Origin of the sequence: Micromonospora tarapacensis (genome assembly GCF_019697375.1) — a bacterium.
GTDB lineage: Bacteria > Actinomycetota > Actinomycetes > Mycobacteriales > Micromonosporaceae > Micromonospora > Micromonospora tarapacensis.
The window spans coordinates 3501088-3521324 of record NZ_JAHCDI010000004.1; the positions used below are offsets into that span (position 1 = coordinate 3501088).

Consider the following 20237-nt stretch of genomic DNA (forward strand, 5'->3'; position numbering starts at 1 on the left):
CCCGGTGTGGCGCGGACCACGCGAGCAGGTCAGGCGCTGAACCCGTCGGATGGGACCGGGCGGGCGGCCCGGGCGAGCGCGTCGGCCAGTGCCGGCAGGTCCGCCTCGTCCAGCGAACTGATGGTGATCCGCAGCGCGGGCGGGCCGGCGATGCGGTACAGGGCGCCGGGCGCGGCCAGCCAGCCGGCGTCCCGCAGCACGGTGCAGGCGACGGTCTCGTCGGTCACCGGCAGCCAGACGTTGATCCCGCTGCGACCGTGCGCCGGCAGGCCCCGGTCGGCCAGGGCGGCGACCAGCCCGGCTCGCCGCCGCTCGTAGCTGGCCGCCGCCCGGTCGACGAGAGCTGTCACCGTCGGGTCGCGCCAGAGGGAGAGGACGAGCCGTTGCAGCACGGTAGAGACCCAGCCGGCACCGACCCGCGCCCGGCCGGCCACCCGGGCCACCGTGGTCTCGTCCCCGGCCAGCACGGCCAGGCGCAGGTCGGGGCCGAAGGGCTTGCTCACCGAGCGGAGGAAGGCCCAGTTGGCGGTGGCGCCGGCGAGCGGATGCAGCGGTACGCGGGCCAGTTCGGCGGCGTGGTCGTCCTCGATCAGCAACAGGTCGGCGCGACCGGCGAGCAGGGTGCGCAGGGCGCCGGCCCGGTCGGCGCGGACGGCGGCGCCGGTGGGGTTCTGCGCCCGGCTGGTCACGATCAGCGCCCGTGCCCCGGCCGCGAGGGCGGCGGCCACTCCCGCGACGACCGGTCCGTCGTCGTCGACCGGCACACCGATCGGCCGCAGCCCGAGCGCGGCGAGCAGATCGAGCAGGGCGGCCCAGCCCGGATCCTCCACGGCGACCGCGTCGCCGGGGCGGAGATGAGCGCCGAGCAGGCGCTCCATGCCGTCCAGCGCACCGCCGGTGAGGGTCACCTCGGCGGCGGGAATCCCGTCGGCGGCCAGGCGCGCCCGGGCGGCCTCGGCCAGCTCGGGCAGCACGGCGAGGTCCGGGTAGCCCACCTGGTCGCCGATGAGGTCGGCGAGGGCGGCGAGGTGCGGGCGCAGCGGCGGCAGCAGCCGTGGATCGGGTTCGCCCCGGGACAGGTCACGTATCCCGGGGCGGGTGGTGGGCGCAGCGCCGCGCGGCGGGCGGCGACCGGTGGCCGGGAGCGTATCCGGGTGCCGTGCCGACCGGCGGTGACCACGAGGCCACGGCGGCGCAGCTCGGCGTAGGCGCGGGAGACGGTGGCCGGGCTGACGGCCAGGTCGGCGGCGAGCGCGCGGACCGGGGCAGCGGGTCACCGGGGGCGAGGTCGGCGCGGCGGATGCCCGACTCGATGCTGGCCGAGATCTCGACGGCCGTCGCACCGGTCACCTGATAGCGTGCTGACACAAACACAGGATTGTACTAGAACAAAGGTGGGAGCATGTACGCGCAGACCGCCCGCACCACCGCCAGCCGCTCCCCGGACCGGATGAGCTACGACCGCGACGCCGCCCACGCCGTGATCGACGAGGCGTACCACTGCGTGTTGGGGTTCACCGTGGACGGCGAACCCCGGCTGCTGCCCACCCTGCACGTCCGCGTCGGCGACACGCTCTACCTGCACGGCTCGACCGGCAGCCGGCCGTTGCTGGCCGCCCGCGGCGGCGGCCTGCCGGTCTGCGTGGCGGTCACCCTGCTCGACGGGCTGGTCCTCGCCCGCTCGCAGTTCCACCACAGCGCCAACTACCGGTCGGTGATCGCGCACGGCACCGCTTACCTGGTCACCGATCCGGGCGAGCGGGCCGCGGTGTTCACCGCCCTGGTGGAAAAGGTCGCCGCCGGTCGCGCGGCGGACAGCCGCCCGCCGGCCCGGCGGGAACTCGCCGCGACCGCCGTGCTGGCGCTGCCGCTGGTGGAGGTCTCGGTGCGCGCCCGCGGCGGCGGGGTGAACGACGAGCCAGCCGACCTCGACCTGCCGTACTGGGCCGGGGTGGTGCCGCTACGGTTGGCCGCCGGGCCGCCCGAGCCCGACGTCGGGGTGGCCACGCCGGTGCCGGCCTACCTGCGGCCGGCTCACTCACCGTGGCACGAGCCGGTGGTGCTGCGCGGTGGGCAGGTGCTGCTGGAGCCGCTCGACCTGTCGCACGCCGACGAACTGTTCGCCGCCACCGCCGACCCGGAGGTCTGGCGGCACCTCGGCGGACGCCAGCCGGCGGACGCCGCCCAACTGGCGGCTGTCATCCGGGCCTACCTGTCCGCGTGGCACCGGGGCGAGCAGGTGCCGTGGGTGCAGCGGTGCGCGGTCACCGGCGCGGTGCTCGGCACCACCTCGTACTACGAGATCGACCCCGAACGGCGGTCGGTGGCGATCGGGCACACCTTCCTCGGCCGGCCGTGGTGGCGCACCGGGGTCAACACCGAGGCGAAGCTGCTGCTGCTCACCCGCGCCTTCGAGGAGTTGGGCGCGGTGCGGGTGGTCTGGCACACCGACATCCGCAACGAGCGCTCCCAGCGCGCCATCGAGCGGCTCGGCGCGCACCGGGAGGGGGTGCTGCGGATGCACCGGTTGCGCCCGGACGGCTCGTGGCGGGACACCGTGCAGTATTCGATGACCGTCGACGAGTGGCCGAACGCACAGGTCCGGCTGTGGGAAAGGCTTCGCGCGCCGGCCCCGGTGGACCGATGATGTCGAGCGTGCTGGGGATCACCGACATCTGGACCTACGTGCTGGGCACCGTGGCCATCGTGCTGCTGCCCGGGCCCAACTCGCTGTTCGTCCTCTCCGCCGCCGCCCGACGGGGGGTGGGCGTCGGTTACCGGGCGGCGAGCGGGGTGTGGGTCGGCGACGCGGTGCTCATGTTCCTCTCCGCCGCCGGAGTGGCGTCGCTGCTCCAGGCGTACCCACCGGTCTTCCTAGTGATCAAGTACGCGGGCGCCGGGTACCTGGGCTACGTGGGGCTGACCATGCTGCGCGGGGCCTGGCGGCGCTGGCGGGACCGCAACGACCCGAGCACCCCGCGACTGATCGACGCGGCGGAGCCGGCGGCGGTGCGCAGCCCGTTCCGCAAGGCGCTGGTGGTCAGCCTGCTCAACCCGAAGGCGATCCTGTTCTTCGTCTCGTTCTTCATCCAGTTCGTCGACCCGACCTACCCCTGGCCGGCGCTGTCGTTCCTGCTGCTCGGGCTGATCGCGCAGGTGGCCAGCGTGCTCTACCTCACTGCGCTGATCTTCGCGGGCACGTTCCTGGCCGCCCAGTTCCGCCGGCGCCGCCGGCTGGCGGCCGGCGCGACCACCGCCGTCGGCGCGCTCTTCCTCGGCTTCGGCCTCAAGCTCGCCCAGGGGTGAGATCGGCGGGCGGCCCGCTCAGGTGCCGTCGCCACCGCCACCGCCGCCACCGCCGACACCGGCGCCGCCCGCCGTGCCGCCCAGCCCGAAACCCGGCGGAACCGGCTCGTCGGGCCGCCGGCTGACGTGGGCCGACTCGCTGATGTTGGCCGACCAGTGCGCGTGGGCCGCGGCGGCGGCGTGCCGGTTGATCGTGTGGCGCAGCCAGCCGTTCACGGTGGCCGCCCAGTCCCGCTGGTCGGCACCCGCGTGCCAGACCCGGAACCGGCTGATGCTGGTGTGGGTGATCCCGGCCAGCGCCAACCGCCGGTCGCACCAGAGGATCACCTCGAGCCCCGCGGGGTTGGCCACGAAGATCACCTCCAGCTCGGTGATCGGCCCGGCGTAGAGCGGCCCCACCCAGAAACCCCACCGCTGGTGCACCGGCAGGGTCTGCTCCACCCCCGGCAGCCGGCCGTCCACCAGCCCCGACTGCCGGACGCGGAAACCGAGCGCGGCCAGCGCGGCCAGCACGTGCTGCTGGGTGGGCAGCGGGTGGACGAAGACCGGCACCATCGCGCCCTGGTCCACCGCGGGCTCGATCGCCACCTCCGTCCGCAGTCCCATCCGCAGGCTGAGCAACGGCACCCCGCCCAGCGTGGTCACCGGCGTCTCCCACGGCAACGGGAACTCGAAGGGAATCGACCGGGCCCGCCCGGCCCGCAGCACCAACGCGCCGGCCACCTGCGCCTGGTGGAACTGCACCAGCCCGCGGGGAGCCTCCGGATCGTCCGGCTCGACCGTGCTGACCAGGCCGAGCCGGACGTGGAAGACCGGCACGTCGACGGAGCCGGCGACGAGGTTGACCCGCCCCGGCAGCCGCAGGCCGGGGCGGGTGCTCGGGTTGGCCAGCACGGTCTGCACCGTCAGGCCCGTTCCGCCCGACTCCGGTGACACCCCCGTCAGCCGCACTCGTGTCCGCCCTACCTGAGCCGGCGCACCGCGCGCGGAATCGGGTCGGTCTCGTCGTCGAACTCCCCGATGACCTCTTCGAGCAGGTCCTCCAGGGCGACGAAGCCGACGGGCCGGGCCGGGCCGCCACCGTTGCGGACCAGGGCGAGTTGGGACTGGCGGCCCCGCATCACGGCCACGGCCTCGGTCACCGTGGCCGTGGCCGGCAGGGTGATCGCCTCGTTCAACATCTCCGCCGCGGTGGCATCGGGGCGGCTGGCGGTGGCCCGCACCGCCTCCCGTACGTGCACCAGGCCGCAGACGTCACCGGCGGCATCCAGCACCGCCAACCGGGAACGGCCGCTGTCCCGGCTGACCTGCTCGATGCGGTCCGCCGAATCGGTGCGGCGCACCGTGACCATCCGCTCGAACGGCTCCATCACCTGGGCGACGGTGGTCTCCTGCAGTTCGAGCATGCTGGTGAGCAGCTCGTGCTGGGCGGCGCCGAGCAGCCCGTGCTCGCGGGACTGCTCCAGCAGCATCCGCAGCTCGTCGGGGCCGTGCACCTGGGCCAGCTGATCCTGCGGGTTGACCTTCACCAGCCGCAGCAGCGCGTTGGCCACCGCGTTGAGGGCCGACAGCACCGGCCGGGACACCCGGGCGAACGCCCGGAACGGCAGGGCCAGCAGCAGCGCGGAGCGCTCCGGGTGCGTGATCGCCCACGACTTGGGCGCCATCTCGCCGACCACCAGGTGCAGGAAGGTGACCAGGCTCAGCGCGAAGATCAGCGCGATTGCGTGGCTGGCGCCGTACGGCAGTCCGACGGCGTGCAGCACCGGGCTGAGCAGATGCTCGATCGCCGGCTCGGCCAGCGCACCGAGGCCCAGCGTGCACAGGGTGATGCCGAGCTGCGCACCGGCCAGCATCAGGGACAGCTCGCGTACGCCGTCGAGCGCGGCGCGGGCGGCCCGCCCCCGCCGGCAGCCGCCTGTTCCAGCCGGTACCGCTTGCTCGCCACCAGGGCGAACTCGGCGGCGACGAAGAAGCCGTTGAGCGCCAGCAGGACCACGGAGGTCAGCAGCGCGAACCCGGCACTCACGCGGTCACCTCCGCGCGCCCGCCGGCCACCTGGAGGCGGACCGAGTCGGCGACGTGCCGGTCGACCGCGAGCACCTCGACCAGGGCACGCCCCGCGGTCTCGCCGTGGTCCCCGTCGGCCGGCAGGCTGATCTCCAGCCGGTCACCGACCTCCGGTACCCGGCCCAGTTCCCGCATGACCAGCCCGGAGAGGGTGTCGTACTCGGGGTGTTCGGGCAGTGCGATGCCGGTGCTGTCGGCGACCTCGTCGATGCGCCAGCGTGCGGGAACCACCCACGACCCGTCGTCCTGCCGTGCCGGGGCCCGCTCCGGCGGATCGTCCTCGTCACGGATCGGGCCGACCAGTTCCTCGGCGATGTCCTCCAGCGTGATGACGCCGGCGAAGCCGCCGTACTCGTCGACCACGCAGGCGAGCTGCCGATGCCCCGAGCGGAGCCGGTCCAGCACCGTGGGCAGTGGCAGCGTCTCGGGCACCAGCAGTGGCGCGCCGGCCACCGCACCGACCTGGGTGGTGGCCCGCTCGGCCGGGGGCACCTGGAGCACGTCGGCGATGCCGACCACGCCGACCAGGTCGTCGACGCCCTCCGCACCCCGGACCGGGAAGCGGGAGCGGCCGGTGTCCAGCAGCTCGACGACCCGGCTGACCGGCTCGTCGGCCCGGACGGTGTGCACGTCGACCCGGGGCACCATCGCCTCGCCCGCGGTCAGCTGGCGGAAGTCGAGCCCGCGGTCCAGCAGTTCCGACATCTCGGCGTCGAGGTGGCCGCCCAGCCGGGACTCGGCGATGATCTGCTCCAGGTCCTCCGGGGTGGCGCCGCTGGGCAGTTCCTCGATCGGCTCGATGCCGATCCGGCGCAGCAGGCGTACCGCGGCCCGGTCGAACAGCTTGATCACCGGCCCGGCGACCGCCAGGTAGACCAGGGTGGACCGGGACAGCGCCCGGGTGACCGCCTCGGGGCGGGCGATGGCCAGGTTCTTCGGGGCCAGCTCACCCACCACCATCTGCACGACGGTGGCGATGAACAGGGCGAGTGCGATCGACAGCGGCATGGTGACCCCGGCGGAGACGCCGGCCACGCCGAGCAGCTCGGCCAGGCCGGCGCCGAGGTAGGGCTCCGCGACGTAGCCGACCAGCAGGGCGGTGACGGTGATGCCGAGCTGGGCGCCGGAGAGCATGAACGACAGCCGGCCGCTGACCTCCAGGGCGCGGGCGGATGCCTGGTCGCCCTCGGCGGCGCGTTGCTTGAGCTTGCCCCGGTCGACCGCGACGTAGCCGAACTCCTGCGCGACGAAGTAGCCCGTCGCGACGGTCAAGAAAACGATCAGAAGAAGACCGACGAGGATCAACACGGGAGGTTCAGGGCTCCCGGGGCCGTCGGTGCGTGGGTATGCCGGGGCTTACCCGGCTGGCTACTGCTGCCCTCCTGGGCAGAAGAGTCGATCATGCCGTTATTCTACCGGCGTCGGTGGCCGGAGCAGGTAGCTGTGCGGACTCCGGCCGGCCGCGCCGGCCGGCTCACCGCCGGGCGGGCGGGCCTCAGCTCTCGGCCAGCTCGTCGACGTCGACCAGGTCCCGCTTCACCCGCCCGCTGCGGTACGCCGCCCGGCCGATCATCTGCGCGGCGACCGGAGCGGTGGCCAGCTGAAACACCCCGACAAGGACGACCATGCCCAGGTCGGCGGGGCTGCGCAGCCGCAGGCCCACCCCCAGCAGCAGGAGCAGCACGCCCAGCACCTGCGGCTTGGTTGCCGCGTGCATCCGGCTCAGCGTGTCCGGAAAGCGCAGCACCCCGATCGCGGCGGCCAGGCTCAGCAGCGCACCGGCGACCAGGCAGACGGCGGCCAGCCAGTCGGCGACGGCACCGGGCGACACGGTCACGCCCGGCCAGTCGCCCACGGCCAGCCGTTCGGCCAGACCCGACCGGCTGCCGGCCGGGGTCACGGCCGGTCCCGCACGGCGAATCGGACCAGGGAGACCGAACCGACGAAGCCGAGCAGGGCGAGCACCACGAGCACCGGCAGCGTGGTGGCGTGCCGGTTGATCGCCGCCTCCGCGCCGACGGCGCCGACCATGGTGGCGAGCAGCATGTCGGCGGCGATCACCCGGTCCAGCAGCGACGGGCCCCGGTAGAGCCGGACGAGGGCGAGCAGTGCGGCCACCGACAGCAGGCCGGTGAGGACGACGGCGACGACAGCGGTCACGAGAACTCCTTGTCAACTCGATCGGAACGGACCCGGCGCAGCTCGGCGTCCGAGCCGACCGCCGCGACGATCCGGCGCTCCACGGCCCGGATCCGGTCGCGGCTCGCGGCGAGGTCGGCCGGGCCGCGTACGTCGAGCACGTGCACGTAGAGGGTGCCGTGGTCCCGGTCCACCTCCACGATCAACGTGCCCGGCACCAGGGAGAGCACCTCGGCGGTGAGGGCCAGGTTGAGATCGGTGGGCACCCGCAGCCGCACCGCGATGATGGCCGAACGCGGGGTGAAGCCGGGCTGCACCGCGATCCGGGCCACGTGTGCGCTGGCCCGGACCAGCTCGACGACGAACCACCCGCCGAACACCAGCACCCCGCGCAGCCTCAGCCGGCCGCAGAAGGTCACCGGCGGGAGCGGGAAGAACACCAGCACCGCGGCGGCCACCAGCAGGCCGCCCAGCAGGTTGCCCCAGCTGAAGTCCCCCCAGAGCAGGTTCCAGACCAGCACCAGCCAGCCGTACGCGATCAGCTGGTCGCGCCGCCGGCCCGCCCGGCCCCCGGGCCCGCGGCCGGGTCCGGACGGTGCTGCCGCGCCGGTGCCGGGCGCGGTCACGACGCCCCGCCGGGCAGGACGGCACGCACGTACGGGGTCCGCTCGATCAGGTCCGTCGCGGCGCCCGCGGTCACCTCGAACAGCGGGCCCGCCACCACGGTCAGGCCGACGCCGAGGACGACCAGGGCCACCGTGGCGCCGACCATCAGCGCCGGAAGCGGTGCGCTCGGTGCGACGGTCTGGCAGGGCGACCGCCAGAAGGCGATGTTCCACACCCGGCTCGCCACGTAGAGGGTGAGCAGGCTGGTCGCGGTGCAGACGGCCACCAGCGTCCAGGGCAACGGGCCACCGGCGGCGACACCGGCCTGGAGCAGGCCGAGCTTGCCGAGGAAACCGGAGAACGGCGGGATGCCCGCGAGGTTCATCGCCGAGACGAAGAAGAGCACGCCGAGCAGTGGCGCCAGCCGGGCCAGCCCGCCGAGCCGGCGTAGGTCGGTGCTGCCGGCGCGCTGCTCGACCAGCCCGGCGATCAGGAACAGGGTGGTCTGGATGGTGATGTGGTGCACCACGTAGAAGATCGCCCCGACCAGTCCGGCGACCGTGCTCAGCCCCACCCCGAAGATCATGTAGCCGATGTGGCTGACCAGCGTGAACGACAGCAGCCGCTTCATGTCCGACTGGGCCACCGCGCCGAGGATGCCGACCACCATGGTCAGTGCGGCGGCCACCATCAGCAGCTCGCCGGCCTGCTGGCCGGGGAAGAGGAGGGTCTGCGTCCGGATGATCGCGTACACGCCGACCTTTGTGAGCAGGCCGGCGAAGACCGCGGTGACCGGTGCCGGCGCCGTCGGGTAGCTGTCGGGCAGCCAGGCCGACAGCGGGAAGACCGCCGCCTTGATGCCGAAGGCCACCAGCAGCATCAGCTGAAGGCTCAGCCGTACGCCGTCCGGCAGCGCGTCCAGCCGCGCGGTGAGCTGGGCCAGGTTGAGCGTGCCGGTGGCCGCGTAGATCAGGCCCACCGAGATCAGGAAGATCATCGAGGCCAGCACGTTGACCACGACGTACGTGGAGCCGGTGCGGATGCGCGGTCCGGTGCTGTTGAGGGTGATCAGGACGAAGCTCGCGGCGAGCAGCATCTCGAAGCCGACGTAGAGGTTGAACAGGTCACCGGCCAGGAAGGCGTTGCACACGCCGGCGGTCAGCACCAGGTAGGTCGGGTGGAAGATGGACACCGGTGCGGTCTCGCCGATCTCCGCCTGGCCCTGCCCGATCGAGTAGAGCAGCACGCAGAGGGTCACCGCCGAGGAGACCACCAGCATCAGCGCGGCCAACTGGTCGGCGACCAGCACGATGCCGACCGGCGCCGGCCAGGCGCCGATCTGGACCACCAGCGGCCCGTGCCGGTACGCCTGCACCAGCAGCAGCACCGCCACCACCAGACTGGTGGTCAGGCAGCCCACGCTGACCGCCCGCTGCGGCCACGGCCGGTTGGCCAGCAGCAGCGTCAGCGCGGCGCCCAGCAGCGGCAGCACCACCGGCAGCGGCACGAGCGCGGTCATCGCCGCCCCCGGCGGGTTCGCGCGTGCCGGCTCATCCCGGTCCCTCTTCCCGGCGGGGTGCCGGCGCGTCGATCTGCTGGGGATCGGCCGCCGGTGGCTCGCCGCCGACGTCGGCGGTCGAGACCTCCTTGCGCGCGGCCCGGCGCACCACCTGCCGGTCCTCGATGTCGTCGGGCACCTCGTCGTCTCCGGTGAGGTACCAGCTGCGATAGCTGATCGCCAGCAGGAAGGCGGTGAACCCGAAGGTGATCACGATGGCGGTGAGCACCATCGCCTGGGGCAGCGCGTCGCTCATCGCCGCCTCGTCGGCGACCCCGACCACCGGCGCCTCCCCGGACCGGCCACCGAAGACGATCAGAAGGTTGACCCCGTTGCCGATCAGGATCACGCCGAGCAGCACCCGGCTCAGGCTGCGTTCCAGCAGCAGCGTCACGCCGCAGCCGACGAGCACGCCGATCGCGATGAAGGACAGCAGGTTCGCCCCGGCACCGCTCACCGTGCCTCCCTCTGGCCCTCGCCGGCCAGCCGACCGCCGGCCCGGCCGGTCGCCTCGATGTGCCGGTCCACCTCGGCGCCGAGACTGCGCAGCACGTCCAGCGTCAGCCCGATCACCACCAGGTAGACGCCGATGTCGAAGAAGAGCGAGGTGACCAGGTAGAAGTGCCCGATCAACGGGAGCCAGAGCTCGATGGTCGTGCTCTGCAGGACGGCGCCGCCGGCGAGCAGGGAGACCACCGCGCTGCCGACCGCGAGGAACAGCCCGGCGCCGAGCACCATGCCGGCGCCGATCGGCGCGGCCTCGACCAACTCGTACCGGCCACCGGCGAGGTAGCGCATGGTCAACGCCAGGCTGGCCACCAGCCCACCGGCGAAGCCGCCGCCGGGGGCGTTGTGTCCGGAGAACAGCAGGTAGAGCGAGAAGAGCACCGCGGTGTGGGAGATCAGCCGGGTGACCACCTCCAGCACGATCGAGCGCTGCCGCTCGTCCAACGTGGCCCCGCCGCGCAGCCAGACCGGCCGGCCGGCGGTGGTCTCCGCACCGTCGTTCTCCCGCCGACGGGGTCGCGGCCCGGTGCGGGACCGCTGGAAGATCAGGCTCGCCACCCCCGTGGCCGCCACCACCAGCACCGCCACCTCGCCCAGGGTGTCCCAGGCGCGGATGTCCACCAGCGTCACGTTGACCACGTTGCGACCGTGCCCCCGCTCGACCGCCAGGTGCGGGAACTCCTCGGAGATGGAGCGCGTTCGCCGGGCCGCCGCGGCGCCGAGGGCCAGTCCGGCCACGGTCGTACCGACGATCACGCCGATCGTCCGCCGGATCCAGCGGCTGCGGCGCAGCGGTCGCACCGAGAAGCGCTCCGGCAGCCGGCGCAGCACCAGCACGAAGATCGCGATGGTCATCGTCTCCACGAGGAACTGGGTCAGGGCCAGATCCGGCGCGCCGTAGAGCACGAACAGCATGGCGGTGCCGTAGCCGGTCATCCCGACCAGCAGCATCGCGGTCAACCGCCGCTTGGCGCCCACGGCGAGCATGGCGGCGACACCGATCACCAGCAGCACCACCGGTTGCACGGGAGTCGCCCAGAGCGCCAGCGGCTGCTCCCAGGGCCGGGTGAGGAACAACGCCCCGCCGGGCACGGCGGCCAGCACGATCAGGATGAGCCCGAGATACTGCGGCAGCGATCCCCGCTGGGTGACGCTTGTGACGTCCACGGCGATCCGGTCGAAGCGGTGGGTGATCCACTCGTATCCCCGCTGGCCGGTGACCGGCGAGCGCAACCGGGCCAGCACCGGGGTCAGCGGGCCACGCAGCGCGAACAGCGCCGCCCCGCCCGCCACGGCCAGGGCGGACAGCCCGAGCGCCGGGGTGAGGCCGTGCCACAGCGCCAGGTGTTCCTCGACGGCGCCGAACAGTTCCGGGTACGGCCGGAGCAGGTGATCCAGCACCCCCGCCGCCGGGCCGGCGACGAGTCCGAGCCCGGCGAGCAGCAACGGTGGCACCAGCAGCGGCATCCCGATCGGCCCCAGCTGCGTCGGGGCCGTCCCGGCGCGGGTGGCGAAGGCACCCCAGATGAACCTGATGCTGTACGCCACGGTGAGCCCGGTGCCGGCGACCAGTGCCGCCAGCACCAGCGGCTGGTCGCTGAAGGCGGCGAAGACGGCCTCCTTCGCGACGAATCCGAGCAGCGGCGGCAGGCCGGCCATCGACGCGGCGGCGAGCACCGCCACGCCGGTCAGGATCGGCGCGCTCCGGCGCAGGCCGGACAGCTGGCGCAGGTCCCGGGTGCCGGCACCGTGGTCGATCACGCCGACGACGAGGAACAGCGCCGACTTGAACAGGGCGTGGGCGAGCAGCATCGCGACGCCGGCCAGCGCGGCGTCCGCGGTGCCCACCCCGATTACCACCACCAGCAGGCCGAGTTGGCTGACCGTCCCGTGCGCCAACAGCAGCTTCAGATCGGTCTGGCGCAGCGCCGCCCAACCGCCCAGCAGCATGGTGGCCAGGCCGGCGACCAGAACCACCGGACGCCACGGTCCGACCACGGCGAGCACCGGGGCGAGCAGGCCGAGCAGGTAGACGCCGGCCTTCACCATCGCCGCCGCGTGCAGGTACGCGCTGACCGGCGTCGGCGCCGCCATCGCCACCGGTAGCCACGAGGTGAAGGGCAGCACCGCCGATTTCGACAGCGCCCCGAGCAGGATCAGCAGCGCGGCGACGACCAGGTACGCCCCGCCGGGCAGCGGGCCCTCGGCCACCTCCGACCAGCGGTAGGTGCCGGCGTGGTGGCCGAGCATGATGAACCCGACCAGCATCGCCAGGCCGCCGAGGGTGGTCACGGTCAACGCCTGGGCCGCCGCCCAGCGGCTGGACCTCCGTTCGGTGCTGTGCCCGATCAGCAGGTAGGAGAAGACCGTGGTGAGCTCCCAGCAGACGTAGAGCAGCAGCAGGTCGTCGGCGAGGACCAGCCCGAGCATCGCCCCGGCGAAGGCGACCATCACCCCGGCGAACCGGCCGTTGCCGACCGCACCGGGCGGGAAGTACCGGGCGCTGTAGACCAGCACCAGCGCGCCCACGCCACCGACCAGCAGCGTCATCAGCCAGGACAGGGTGGTCATCCGCAGGGCGAGGTCCAGCCCCAGTTCCGGCACCCACGGGTATGTCTCGGTCACCGCGCCGCCGTCGGCCACGTCGGACGTGCGTACCAGCGCCCAGCCGAAGGCGGCGCCGGGCGCGAGCGCCAGCGGATAGCAGGCACGCGGACCCCACCAGCGGACCAGCAGCGGTGCCACGAGGGCCGCCACGAGGTGCAGGATCAGCAGTACGAGCACGCGCGCTCCCGGTCGAGGTGGCCGTGGCGCCGCTCGGCGTGGAAGGGCGCCTAGCAGCGATCAGACGACAGTTCCATGCGCGGTGGGTGGTTTTCCCGAAATAGGCCCATTTTCGCCGTCAATGCGGCAGCGACCCCGACGACCGGGTTCAGGAACGCGCGGTGCGGTCCGGCGGGGCGTCCACCGCGCCGCGAGCGGGCCGGCCGTCGACCACCAGGTCCGGCCGGCCGAGCTGCGACGCCGCCTTGTTGACCAGCCGCTGGGCGGCGGCCAGGGAACGCACCGACAGCAGTCGGCCGCGACTCTCCCGGCGCAGGACGAAGTAGTGCACGGCGGCCCGCACCTGCGCGCGGTCGGCCGCGCTCGCCTGCGCGGTGGAGACGACCAGCTCCCGCAGGCAGTCGGCGAGCCGCTCGGCGAGTTCCAGTTCCGGGCCGTGCAGCCCGCCACGGAGGGTGGTGACATGACTGTCGACCTTGCGGATCAGAATGTCGGTGCCGGATCCGGAACTCCGCTCCTCGACGGCCATCCGACCCCCTCCGCCGCTCGCCACATCGCGGGTGAAAGTTACTTTATGTGCCCCCCTGCATGCAAGCAGTTAGAGGAGACTTAACGGATTCAACACCCAAGTCGCCTGTAACGCCTTAACGAGACATAGCCCGTCAGGCCGGCGGCGACGGATGTCGGTCCCCGGGGGCAGGATGGGGTCGTGGCGGATTCCAGCGCGGCGGCGACCGGCGAGCGGGCGCTCTCCCGGTTCGGCCCGGCGACCCGGGAGTGGTTCGGTGCGGCGTTCGCCACGCCGACGACGGCGCAGGTGGGTGCCTGGGACGCGGTCGCCGCCGGGCGCCACGCCCTGGTCGTGGCACCCACCGGTTCCGGCAAGACCCTCGCCGCGTTCCTGTGGTCGCTCGACCGGCTGTCCCGCGAGCCCGCGCCGGCCGACCCCCGCCACCGGTGCCGGGTGCTCTACGTCAGCCCACTCAAGGCGCTCGCCGTCGACGTCGAGCGGAACCTGCGAGCCCCCCTCGTGGGCATCCGCCACGCCGCCACCCGGCTCGCGCTCACCCCGCCGGAGATCACCGTCGGGATGCGTACCGGTGACACCCCCGCCGACGAGCGCCGGGCTTTCGCCCGCACCCCGCCGGACATCCTGATCACCACCCCGGAGTCGCTGTTCCTGCTGCTCACCTCGGCCGCCCGGGATTCGCTGCGCGGCGTCGAGACAGTGATCGTCGACGAGGTGCACGCGGTCGCCGGGACCAAGCGCGGCGCCCACCTCGCGCTCTCGCTGGAGCGCCTCGACGAGTTGCTGCCCACCCCGGCACAACGAATCGGCCTCTCCGCCACGGTCCGGCCGCTGGACGAGTGCGCCCGCTTCCTCGGCGGCGCCCGCCCGGTCGAGGTGGTCGCCCCGGTCACCGCCAAGACGATCGAGGTCAGCGTCCAGGTCCCGGTCGAGGACATGACCCGCCTGGACGAGCGGGAGGCACCGGAGGACGGCCTCGCCGGTGCCCGGTCGGCGTCGATCTGGCCCGCTCTGGAGGAGCGAGTCCTCGCGCTGATCCGGGCGCACCGCTCGACCATCGTCTTCACCAACTCCCGGCGCAGCGCGGAACGGCTCTGCGCCCGGCTCAACGAACTCGCCGCGGCGGAGACGCCCGACCACGCGCCGGGCGCGACCGACCGTCCGGCCCGGACACCGGCGGAGATGATGGCCCAGGCCGGCGCGGTGACCGGCGCCCCACCGGTGATCGCCCGGGCACACCACGGCAGCGTCTCCCGGGAGGAGCGCCGGCACATCGAGGAGTCGCTCAAGGCCGGCCAGCTGCCGGCCGTGGTCGCCACCTCCAGCCTCGAACTCGGCATCGACATGGGCGCGGTCGACCTGGTCGTGCAGATCGAGGCACCACCGAGCGTGGCGGCCGGGCTGCAACGGGTCGGGCGCGCCGGGCACCAGGTCGGCGCGGTGTCGCGGGGAGTGGTCCTGCCCAAGCACCGGGGCGACCTGCTCTCCTGCGCCGTGGTCGCCGAGCGGATGGCCGACGCCGCGATCGAGGAGCTGCACCACCCCCGCAACCCGCTGGACGTCCTCGCCCAGCAGATCGTCGCGATGGTCTCGCTCGACCAGTGGCCGGTCGGCGACCTGGCGGCGGTGGTGCGCCGGGCCGCACCCTTCGCCGAGCTGCCCGACTCCGCGCTGCACGCCGTGCTGGACATGCTCTCCGGCCGCTACCCGTCGACCGCCTTTGCCGAGCTGCGTCCCCGGCTGGTCTGGGACCGCGCCACCGATGTGCTGACCGGCCGGCCGGGCGCCCAGCGGCTCGCGGTGACCAGCGGCGGCACCATCCCCGACCGAGGGCTGTTCGGCGTCTTCCTGGCCGGGGCGCAGCGCGCCGCCCGGGTCGGCGAGCTGGACGAGGAGATGGTCTACGAGTCCCGGGTCGGCGACGTGTTCCTGCTCGGCTCCTCGTCCTGGCGGATCGAGGAGATCACGCCGGACCGGGTGCTGGTCTCCCCCGCCCCCGGGCAGGCGGCCAAGATGCCCTTCTGGAAGGGCGACCAGCCGGGCCGGCCGGTGGAACTGGGCCGGGCGATCGGCGCCCGGGTCCGGGCCCTGCTCCGCCAGGGCGACGACGAGGCGACCGGCGGGCTGCACGCCGCCGGGCTGGACGACTGGGCCGCCGGCAACCTGATGGCGTACCTGCGCGAGCAGCAGGCCGCGACCCGCGCGTTGCCCGACGACCGGACGGTGGTGGTCGAGCGGTTCCGCGACGAGTTGGGCGACTGGCGTCTCGCCGTGCACAGCGTCCTCGGGGCGCGGGTGAACGCACCGTGGGCACTGGCCATCGGTCGCCGACTCGCCGAACGCTACGGCGTGGACGCACAGGTGCTGCCCGCCGACGACGGCATCGTGGTGCGCCTGCCGGACACCGCCGACACCCCACCCGGTGCCGACGTGGTGGCCTTCGACCCCGAGGAGATCACCCAGCTCGTCGAGGAGTCGGTCGGCACCTCGGCGCTGTTCGCGTCCCGGTTCCGGGAGTGCGCCGCACGGTCGCTGCTGCTGCCCCGCCGCGACCCCCGCCGCCGCCAGCCACTGTGGCAGCAGCGGCAACGCGCCGCCCAACTACTCGACGTGGCCCGCGAGTACGCCGACTTCCCGGTCACCCTGGAGGCGGCCCGGGAATGCCTGCAGGACGTCTTCGACCTGCCCGCCCTGACCCAGCTGATGCGCGAGCTGGCCGGCCGCCGGGTGCGGCTGGTCGAGGTGGAGAGCGCCCGGCCGTCGCCGTTCGCCCGCTCGCTGCTCTTCGGTTACGTCGGCGCCTTCCTCTACGAGGGCGACGCGCCGCTGGCGGAACGCCGGGCCGCGGCACTCGCGCTGGATTCCGCCCTGCTCGGCGAGTTGCTCGGCCGGGTCGACCTGCGCGAGCTGCTCGACCCAGCGGTGCTCGGCGAGACCGAACGGCAGCTGCGCTGGCTCACCGCCCAGCGTCGCCCCCGCGACGCCGAGGACGTGGTCGAGCTGCTGCGGCAGCTCGGCGACCTGGGCACCGACGAGCTGGCCGCGCGCGGTGTGCCCGTCGACTGGCTGACCGACCTGGCCGCCGCCCGGCGGGTACTCCCGGTCCGCGTCGCCGGGCAGGACCGCTGGGTGGGCGTCGAGGACGCCGGCCGGTTGCGGGACGCGCTCGGTGTCGCCCTGCCGGTCGGTGTCGCCGAGGCATACCTCGAACCCGTCGCCGACCCGCTCGGCGACCTGGTCGCCCGCTACGCCCGCACCCACGCCCCGTTCGCCGCCGCCACCTGCGCGGCGCGGTTCGGGTTGGGTGTCTTCGTGGTGGAGCAGACGCTGCGCCGCCTGGCCGCGGCCGGTCGGCTGGTCTCCGGTGAGTTCACTGCGGGCACGGTCGGCACCCAGTGGTGCGACGCGGAGGTGCTGCGCCTGCTGCGGCGCCGGTCCCTCGCGGCGCTGCGCCGGGAGATCGAGCCGGTGCCGCCCCGGGCGCTGGCCACCTTCCTGCCCCGCTGGCAGCAGGTCGGCTCGTCGGCGCGCGGGCTGGAGGCGGTGGCCGCTGCCCTGGAGCAGTTGCAGGGCGCCACGGTGCCCGCGTCGGCGCTGGAGCGGCTGGTGTTGCCCGCCCGGGTCGCGGACTACTCCCCCGCGCAGCTGGACGAGCTGTGTGCCAGCGGTGAGGTGCTGTGGGCCGGCGCGGGTGCGATCTCCGGCGGGGACGGCTGGGTCAGCCTGGCCTACGCCGACGCCGCCCCGCTGCTGTTTCCGCCGCCGGACGACACGCTCACCAGCCTCCCCCTGCACGACGCGGTCCTGGACGCCCTCGGCGACGGGCAGGCGCTGTTCTTCCGCCCGCTGGCCGACCGGGTCGGTGCCACCGACGACGCCGAACTGACCGCCGCCATCTGGGATCTGGTCTGGGCCGGTCACGTCACCAACGACACCCTGTCGCCGCTGCGGGCGGTGCTCGGTGCGGGCGGTGCGCACCGCTCCCGCCCGGCCGCGGCGCGCGGCCGTTACCGGCGCCCGGGGCGGGTGTCCCTGCCGAGCCGCGGCGGGCCGCCGACGGTGGCCGGCCGGTGGTCGCTGCTGCCGGAACGCGACACCGACCCGACCCGCCGCGCCGCCGCGCTGGCGGACGTCCTGCTGGAACGGCACGGCGTGCTCACCCGGGGCGCGGTCGTGGCCGAGCAGGTGCCCGGCGGCTTCGCCGCGGTCTATCCGGTGCTGGCCGCGCTGGAGGAGCGCGGTGCGGCCCGGCGGGGATACTTCGTCGACGGACTGGGGGCGGCCCAGTTCGCGGTGCCCGGCGCGGTGGACCGGATCCGCGCCCTGGCCGACCCGCTCGACGGTGGGCGGGCCCGGGTCGGCGCCACCGTGGTGTTGGCGGCCACCGATCCGGCCAACCCGTACGGTGCGGCGCTGCCCTGGCCGGAACGGGCCGTCGACTCCGGCGACGCGGCACCGGCGCCGGCCACCGGCCACCGGGCCGGTCGCAAGGCCGGGGCGCTGGTCGTGCTGGTCGCGGGCGGCCTGGTGCTCTACGTGGAGCGGGGCGGGCGCACCGTCCTCTCCTTCACCGACGACGAGGACGCGCTGGCCACGGCCGGAAAGGCGCTGGCCGACGCCGTGCACAGCGGCGCGTTGGGCCCGATCTCGGTGGAACGCGCCGACGGTGAGTCCGTCCGCTCGTCGCCGCTGCGCGACGCCCTCACCGCCGCCGGATTCCGCACCACCCCGCGCGGTCTCCGCCTGCGCCCATAGGGCCGGCGGCGACGGGTCAGTCGAGGGCGTCGAGGGCCCGTTCGTAGCGGGAGCGGTCGGTGGGTGGGGTCGACGCCTCCAGATAGTTGAGCACCACGGTGCCCCTGCGATAGGCGGCTCCTGCCCACACGTCGGCCAGGTCACCGGCGCTGCTCTGGTCGGGGAAGACGTACACGGCCAGGTGGTCGGTGACGACCAGTTCCGAGCAGCCCAGCCCCAGCCCGTCCGGTCCGCACTCGGCGGACCTGTCCCGCGGGTTGGCCGCCTTCAGCCCGGCGGCCCGAAAGGCCGCGACGACCTCCCGGGCCGTGGGCGCACCGTCCTGGCGCGGTGGCAGCACCACCGGCGGTGGGCTGGGCGGGCGCCGTGGCGCGCTGCCGTCGGCGTTCGGGCCGGCCGACGCCGACCGGGTGGCCGGCGTGGCCGCGGCACCGGCCGGCCCTCGGCGGCGCCCGGCGTGGCGGGGCTCGTCCCACCGCCCGGCGCGATCGGGCCGGTCGGCCGGGATGGTTGCGCCATCGAGGTGGTGTCGGGCGGCGCCGGTCCCACGGCGGGTGGCCCGGCCGGGTCGCCACCACAGGCGGCCAGCACGATCGTGACCGTGAGGACGACGGCTGGCAGGATCCGGTGGCTCACCTCACGCAGTCTGCCCAACCCGGCCCCGGTGCAGGCAGTGGCCGGTCGGCCAGCCGCGTTGTCGGCTATCCGGCAGCCCGGCCGGCCACCGGCCGGGACCGCCCGCCACCGGCGACCCAATGGACACCGCACCGCGCCGGACACGGCGGGCGGACCCGGGCGTCCGGGCGTACGATCCGGTGCCGTGAGCAGCAGCGCCGACAGCGAACTCCGGACATCGGCCGGGGTCGTCTCGCTGACCACCGACTACGGCCTCGCCGACGGGTTCGTGGCGGCCTGCCACGGGGTGATCGCGCGAGTCGCCCCCGCGCTCCGGGTCATCGACGTGACCCACCTGGTGCCGCCGGGCGACATCCGCCGGGGCTCGGCGGTCCTCGCGCAGACCGTTCCGCACCTGCCCGACGGGGTACACGTGGCGGTGGTCGACCCCGGGGTGGGTACCACCCGGCGGGGGGTCGCCCTGGGCACGCCCGGAGGCTTCCTGGTCGGGCCGGACAACGGCCTGCTGGTCGACGCCGCCGACGCCCTCGGCGGGGTGACCGGCGCGGTGGAGCTGACCAACCCGCGATGGCTCGCGCCGCGGATCTCTGCCACCTTCCACGGGCGGGACGTCTTCGCACCGGTCGCGGCCCGGCTGGCGCTCGGCGCACCGCTGGCCGAGGCCGGCCCGGCGGTCGACCCGGCGACGCTGGTCCGGCTGCCCGAACCGCTGGTGGAGCGGCGGCCGGACGGTTTCGTCGCCGAGGTGCTGACGGTGGACCACTTCGGCAACGTCCAGCTCGCCGCCCCGGCCGACCTGCTGGCGCCGCTGCCGGACCGGCTTCGGGTGCACCCGGTGACCGACCGGCCGGAGCCGCCCGCGGCGGGTGGCGGAGACCAGGGGCTGGCGGCCGTGCACGGGCGTACGTTCGGCGACGCTCCCCTCGGCGCGCTGGTGGCGCACGTCGACTCCGCCGGCCGGGTCGCGCTCTCGGTCAACGGTGGGCACGCCGCCAACCTGCTCGCGGTGATCCCGGGTACGCTGCTGCGGGTCCGGGTTCCGGCCTCGGCCGAGGCGCACCCGCGCCACACGGACGAAATGTCTATTGTGGAAAGCTGTCAAGGTGGATGATCGCTGGGTACCCGCTGCCTGCCCCTGCTGCGCGTTCCGGACCGGCGGCGGCACCTGTCCCGTCTGCTTCTGGACCGACGACGGCCAGACCGACGCCGACGCCGACGCCGTGCGCGGCGGACCCAACGGGGATCTGAGCCTGTCCCACGCCCGCCTCAACTTCGCCGTCTACGGCGCCTGCCACCCCCGCTACCAGGAGCTGGTCCGTGCGCCGCGGCCCGAGGAAGTGCCCTGAC

Annotated in this window: 15 protein-coding genes and 2 pseudogenes; 5 read left to right on the forward strand and 12 right to left on the reverse strand. The window is 74.3% G+C overall.

The window, feature by feature from the left end:
• Positions 1-29: 29 nt before the first annotated feature.
• Positions 30-1368, reverse strand: a pseudogene (locus KIF24_RS21725) (aminotransferase class I/II-fold pyridoxal phosphate-dependent enzyme).
• Between the two features lie 34 nt (positions 1369-1402).
• On the opposite strand from KIF24_RS21725, the gene KIF24_RS21730 reads away from it, so the two are divergent.
• Together KIF24_RS21730 and leuE are read left to right on the forward strand one after the other, a co-directional pair.
• On the forward strand, positions 1403-2647 hold the full coding sequence (locus tag KIF24_RS21730; RefSeq protein WP_221085595.1) for a bifunctional pyridoxamine 5'-phosphate oxidase family protein/GNAT family N-acetyltransferase: 1245 nt from the start codon (positions 1403-1405) through the stop codon (positions 2645-2647).
• A complete protein-coding gene (leuE, locus tag KIF24_RS21735) occupies positions 2644-3306 on the forward strand; it encodes a leucine efflux protein LeuE (protein ID WP_221085596.1) in 663 nt (220 codons plus the stop codon). The genes KIF24_RS21730 and leuE overlap by 4 nt, the downstream gene beginning before the upstream one ends.
• A gap of 18 nt (positions 3307-3324) precedes the next feature.
• Here leuE and KIF24_RS21740 read toward each other — a convergent pair whose 3' ends face one another.
• The 10 genes and pseudogenes from KIF24_RS21740 to KIF24_RS21785 all read right to left on the reverse strand — a co-directional run bounded on the left by KIF24_RS21740 (position 3325) and on the right by KIF24_RS21785 (position 13499).
• Positions 3325-4257, reverse strand: coding sequence for a sporulation protein (locus tag KIF24_RS21740; protein WP_221085597.1), 933 nt, complete (start codon positions 4255-4257; stop codon positions 3325-3327).
• Positions 4258-4268: 11 nt separating this feature from the next.
• A pseudogene (locus KIF24_RS21745) lies at positions 4269-5335 on the reverse strand (hemolysin family protein).
• Positions 5332-6684: a hemolysin family protein gene (locus KIF24_RS21750; protein WP_221085598.1), complete on the reverse strand. Its 1353-nt coding sequence runs from the start codon at positions 6682-6684 to the stop codon at positions 5332-5334. The pseudogene KIF24_RS21745 and the gene KIF24_RS21750 overlap by 4 nt, the downstream one beginning before the upstream one ends.
• A gap of 187 nt (positions 6685-6871) precedes the next feature.
• Positions 6872-7207 carry a monovalent cation/H(+) antiporter subunit G gene (mnhG, locus tag KIF24_RS21755; RefSeq protein ID WP_221087488.1) on the reverse strand — a complete coding sequence of 112 codons (336 nt, stop codon included), beginning with the start codon at positions 7205-7207 and terminating at the stop codon, positions 6872-6874.
• Between the two features lie 65 nt (positions 7208-7272).
• A complete protein-coding gene (locus tag KIF24_RS21760) occupies positions 7273-7536 on the reverse strand; it encodes a monovalent cation/H+ antiporter complex subunit F (RefSeq protein ID WP_221085599.1) in 264 nt (87 codons plus the stop codon).
• On the reverse strand, positions 7533-8141 hold the full coding sequence (locus tag KIF24_RS21765; protein ID WP_221085600.1) for a Na+/H+ antiporter subunit E: 609 nt from the start codon (positions 8139-8141) through the stop codon (positions 7533-7535). The genes KIF24_RS21760 and KIF24_RS21765 overlap by 4 nt, the downstream gene beginning before the upstream one ends.
• Positions 8138-9640 carry a Na+/H+ antiporter subunit D gene (locus KIF24_RS21770; RefSeq protein ID WP_221085601.1) on the reverse strand — a complete coding sequence of 501 codons (1503 nt, stop codon included), beginning with the start codon at positions 9638-9640 and terminating at the stop codon, positions 8138-8140. The genes KIF24_RS21765 and KIF24_RS21770 overlap by 4 nt, the downstream gene beginning before the upstream one ends.
• Positions 9641-9671: 31 nt before the next feature.
• Positions 9672-10136, reverse strand: coding sequence for a Na(+)/H(+) antiporter subunit C (locus tag KIF24_RS21775; RefSeq protein ID WP_221085602.1), 465 nt, complete (start codon positions 10134-10136; stop codon positions 9672-9674).
• Complete coding sequence (locus tag KIF24_RS21780; protein WP_221085603.1) at positions 10133-12970, reverse strand: Na+/H+ antiporter subunit A; 2838 nt, start codon at positions 12968-12970, stop codon at positions 10133-10135. The genes KIF24_RS21775 and KIF24_RS21780 overlap by 4 nt, the downstream gene beginning before the upstream one ends.
• Before the next feature lie 148 nt (positions 12971-13118).
• Positions 13119-13499, reverse strand: a complete 381-nt coding sequence (locus KIF24_RS21785; RefSeq protein ID WP_221085604.1) for a hypothetical protein — start codon at positions 13497-13499, stop codon at positions 13119-13121.
• Positions 13500-13679: 180 nt separating this feature from the next.
• Between KIF24_RS21785 and KIF24_RS21790 the strand changes: the two genes are divergently transcribed.
• Complete coding sequence (locus KIF24_RS21790) at positions 13680-18254, forward strand: ATP-dependent helicase (protein WP_221085605.1); 4575 nt, start codon at positions 13680-13682, stop codon at positions 18252-18254.
• A 16-nt stretch (positions 18255-18270) separates the two neighbouring features.
• Here the strand turns inward: KIF24_RS21790 and KIF24_RS21795 are convergent, their stop codons facing one another.
• Positions 18271-18597, reverse strand: coding sequence for a hypothetical protein (locus tag KIF24_RS21795; protein WP_221085606.1), 327 nt, complete (start codon positions 18595-18597; stop codon positions 18271-18273).
• Between the two features lie 477 nt (positions 18598-19074).
• Between KIF24_RS21795 and KIF24_RS21800 the strand changes: the two genes are divergently transcribed.
• Positions 19075-20001 carry an SAM hydrolase/SAM-dependent halogenase family protein gene (locus tag KIF24_RS21800; RefSeq protein ID WP_221085607.1) on the forward strand — a complete coding sequence of 309 codons (927 nt, stop codon included), beginning with the start codon at positions 19075-19077 and terminating at the stop codon, positions 19999-20001.
• Positions 19994-20236: a CPCC family cysteine-rich protein gene (locus KIF24_RS21805; protein WP_221085608.1), complete on the forward strand. Its 243-nt coding sequence runs from the start codon at positions 19994-19996 to the stop codon at positions 20234-20236. Before KIF24_RS21800 ends, KIF24_RS21805 begins: the two co-directional genes overlap by 8 nt.
• Position 20237 lies beyond the last annotated feature (1 nt).

Coding starts and splice junctions, on each gene's coding strand:
- KIF24_RS21730 (WP_221085595.1), top strand. CDS start 1,403: ATGTACGCGCAGACCGCCCGCACCACCGCCAGCCGCTCCCCGGACCGG.
- KIF24_RS21770 (WP_221085601.1), bottom strand. CDS start 9,640: ATGACCGCGCTCGTGCCGCTGCCGGTGGTGCTGCCGCTGCTGGGCGCC.
- KIF24_RS21785 (WP_221085604.1), bottom strand. CDS start 13,499: ATGGCCGTCGAGGAGCGGAGTTCCGGATCCGGCACCGACATTCTGATC.
- leuE (WP_221085596.1), top strand. CDS start 2,644: ATGATGTCGAGCGTGCTGGGGATCACCGACATCTGGACCTACGTGCTG.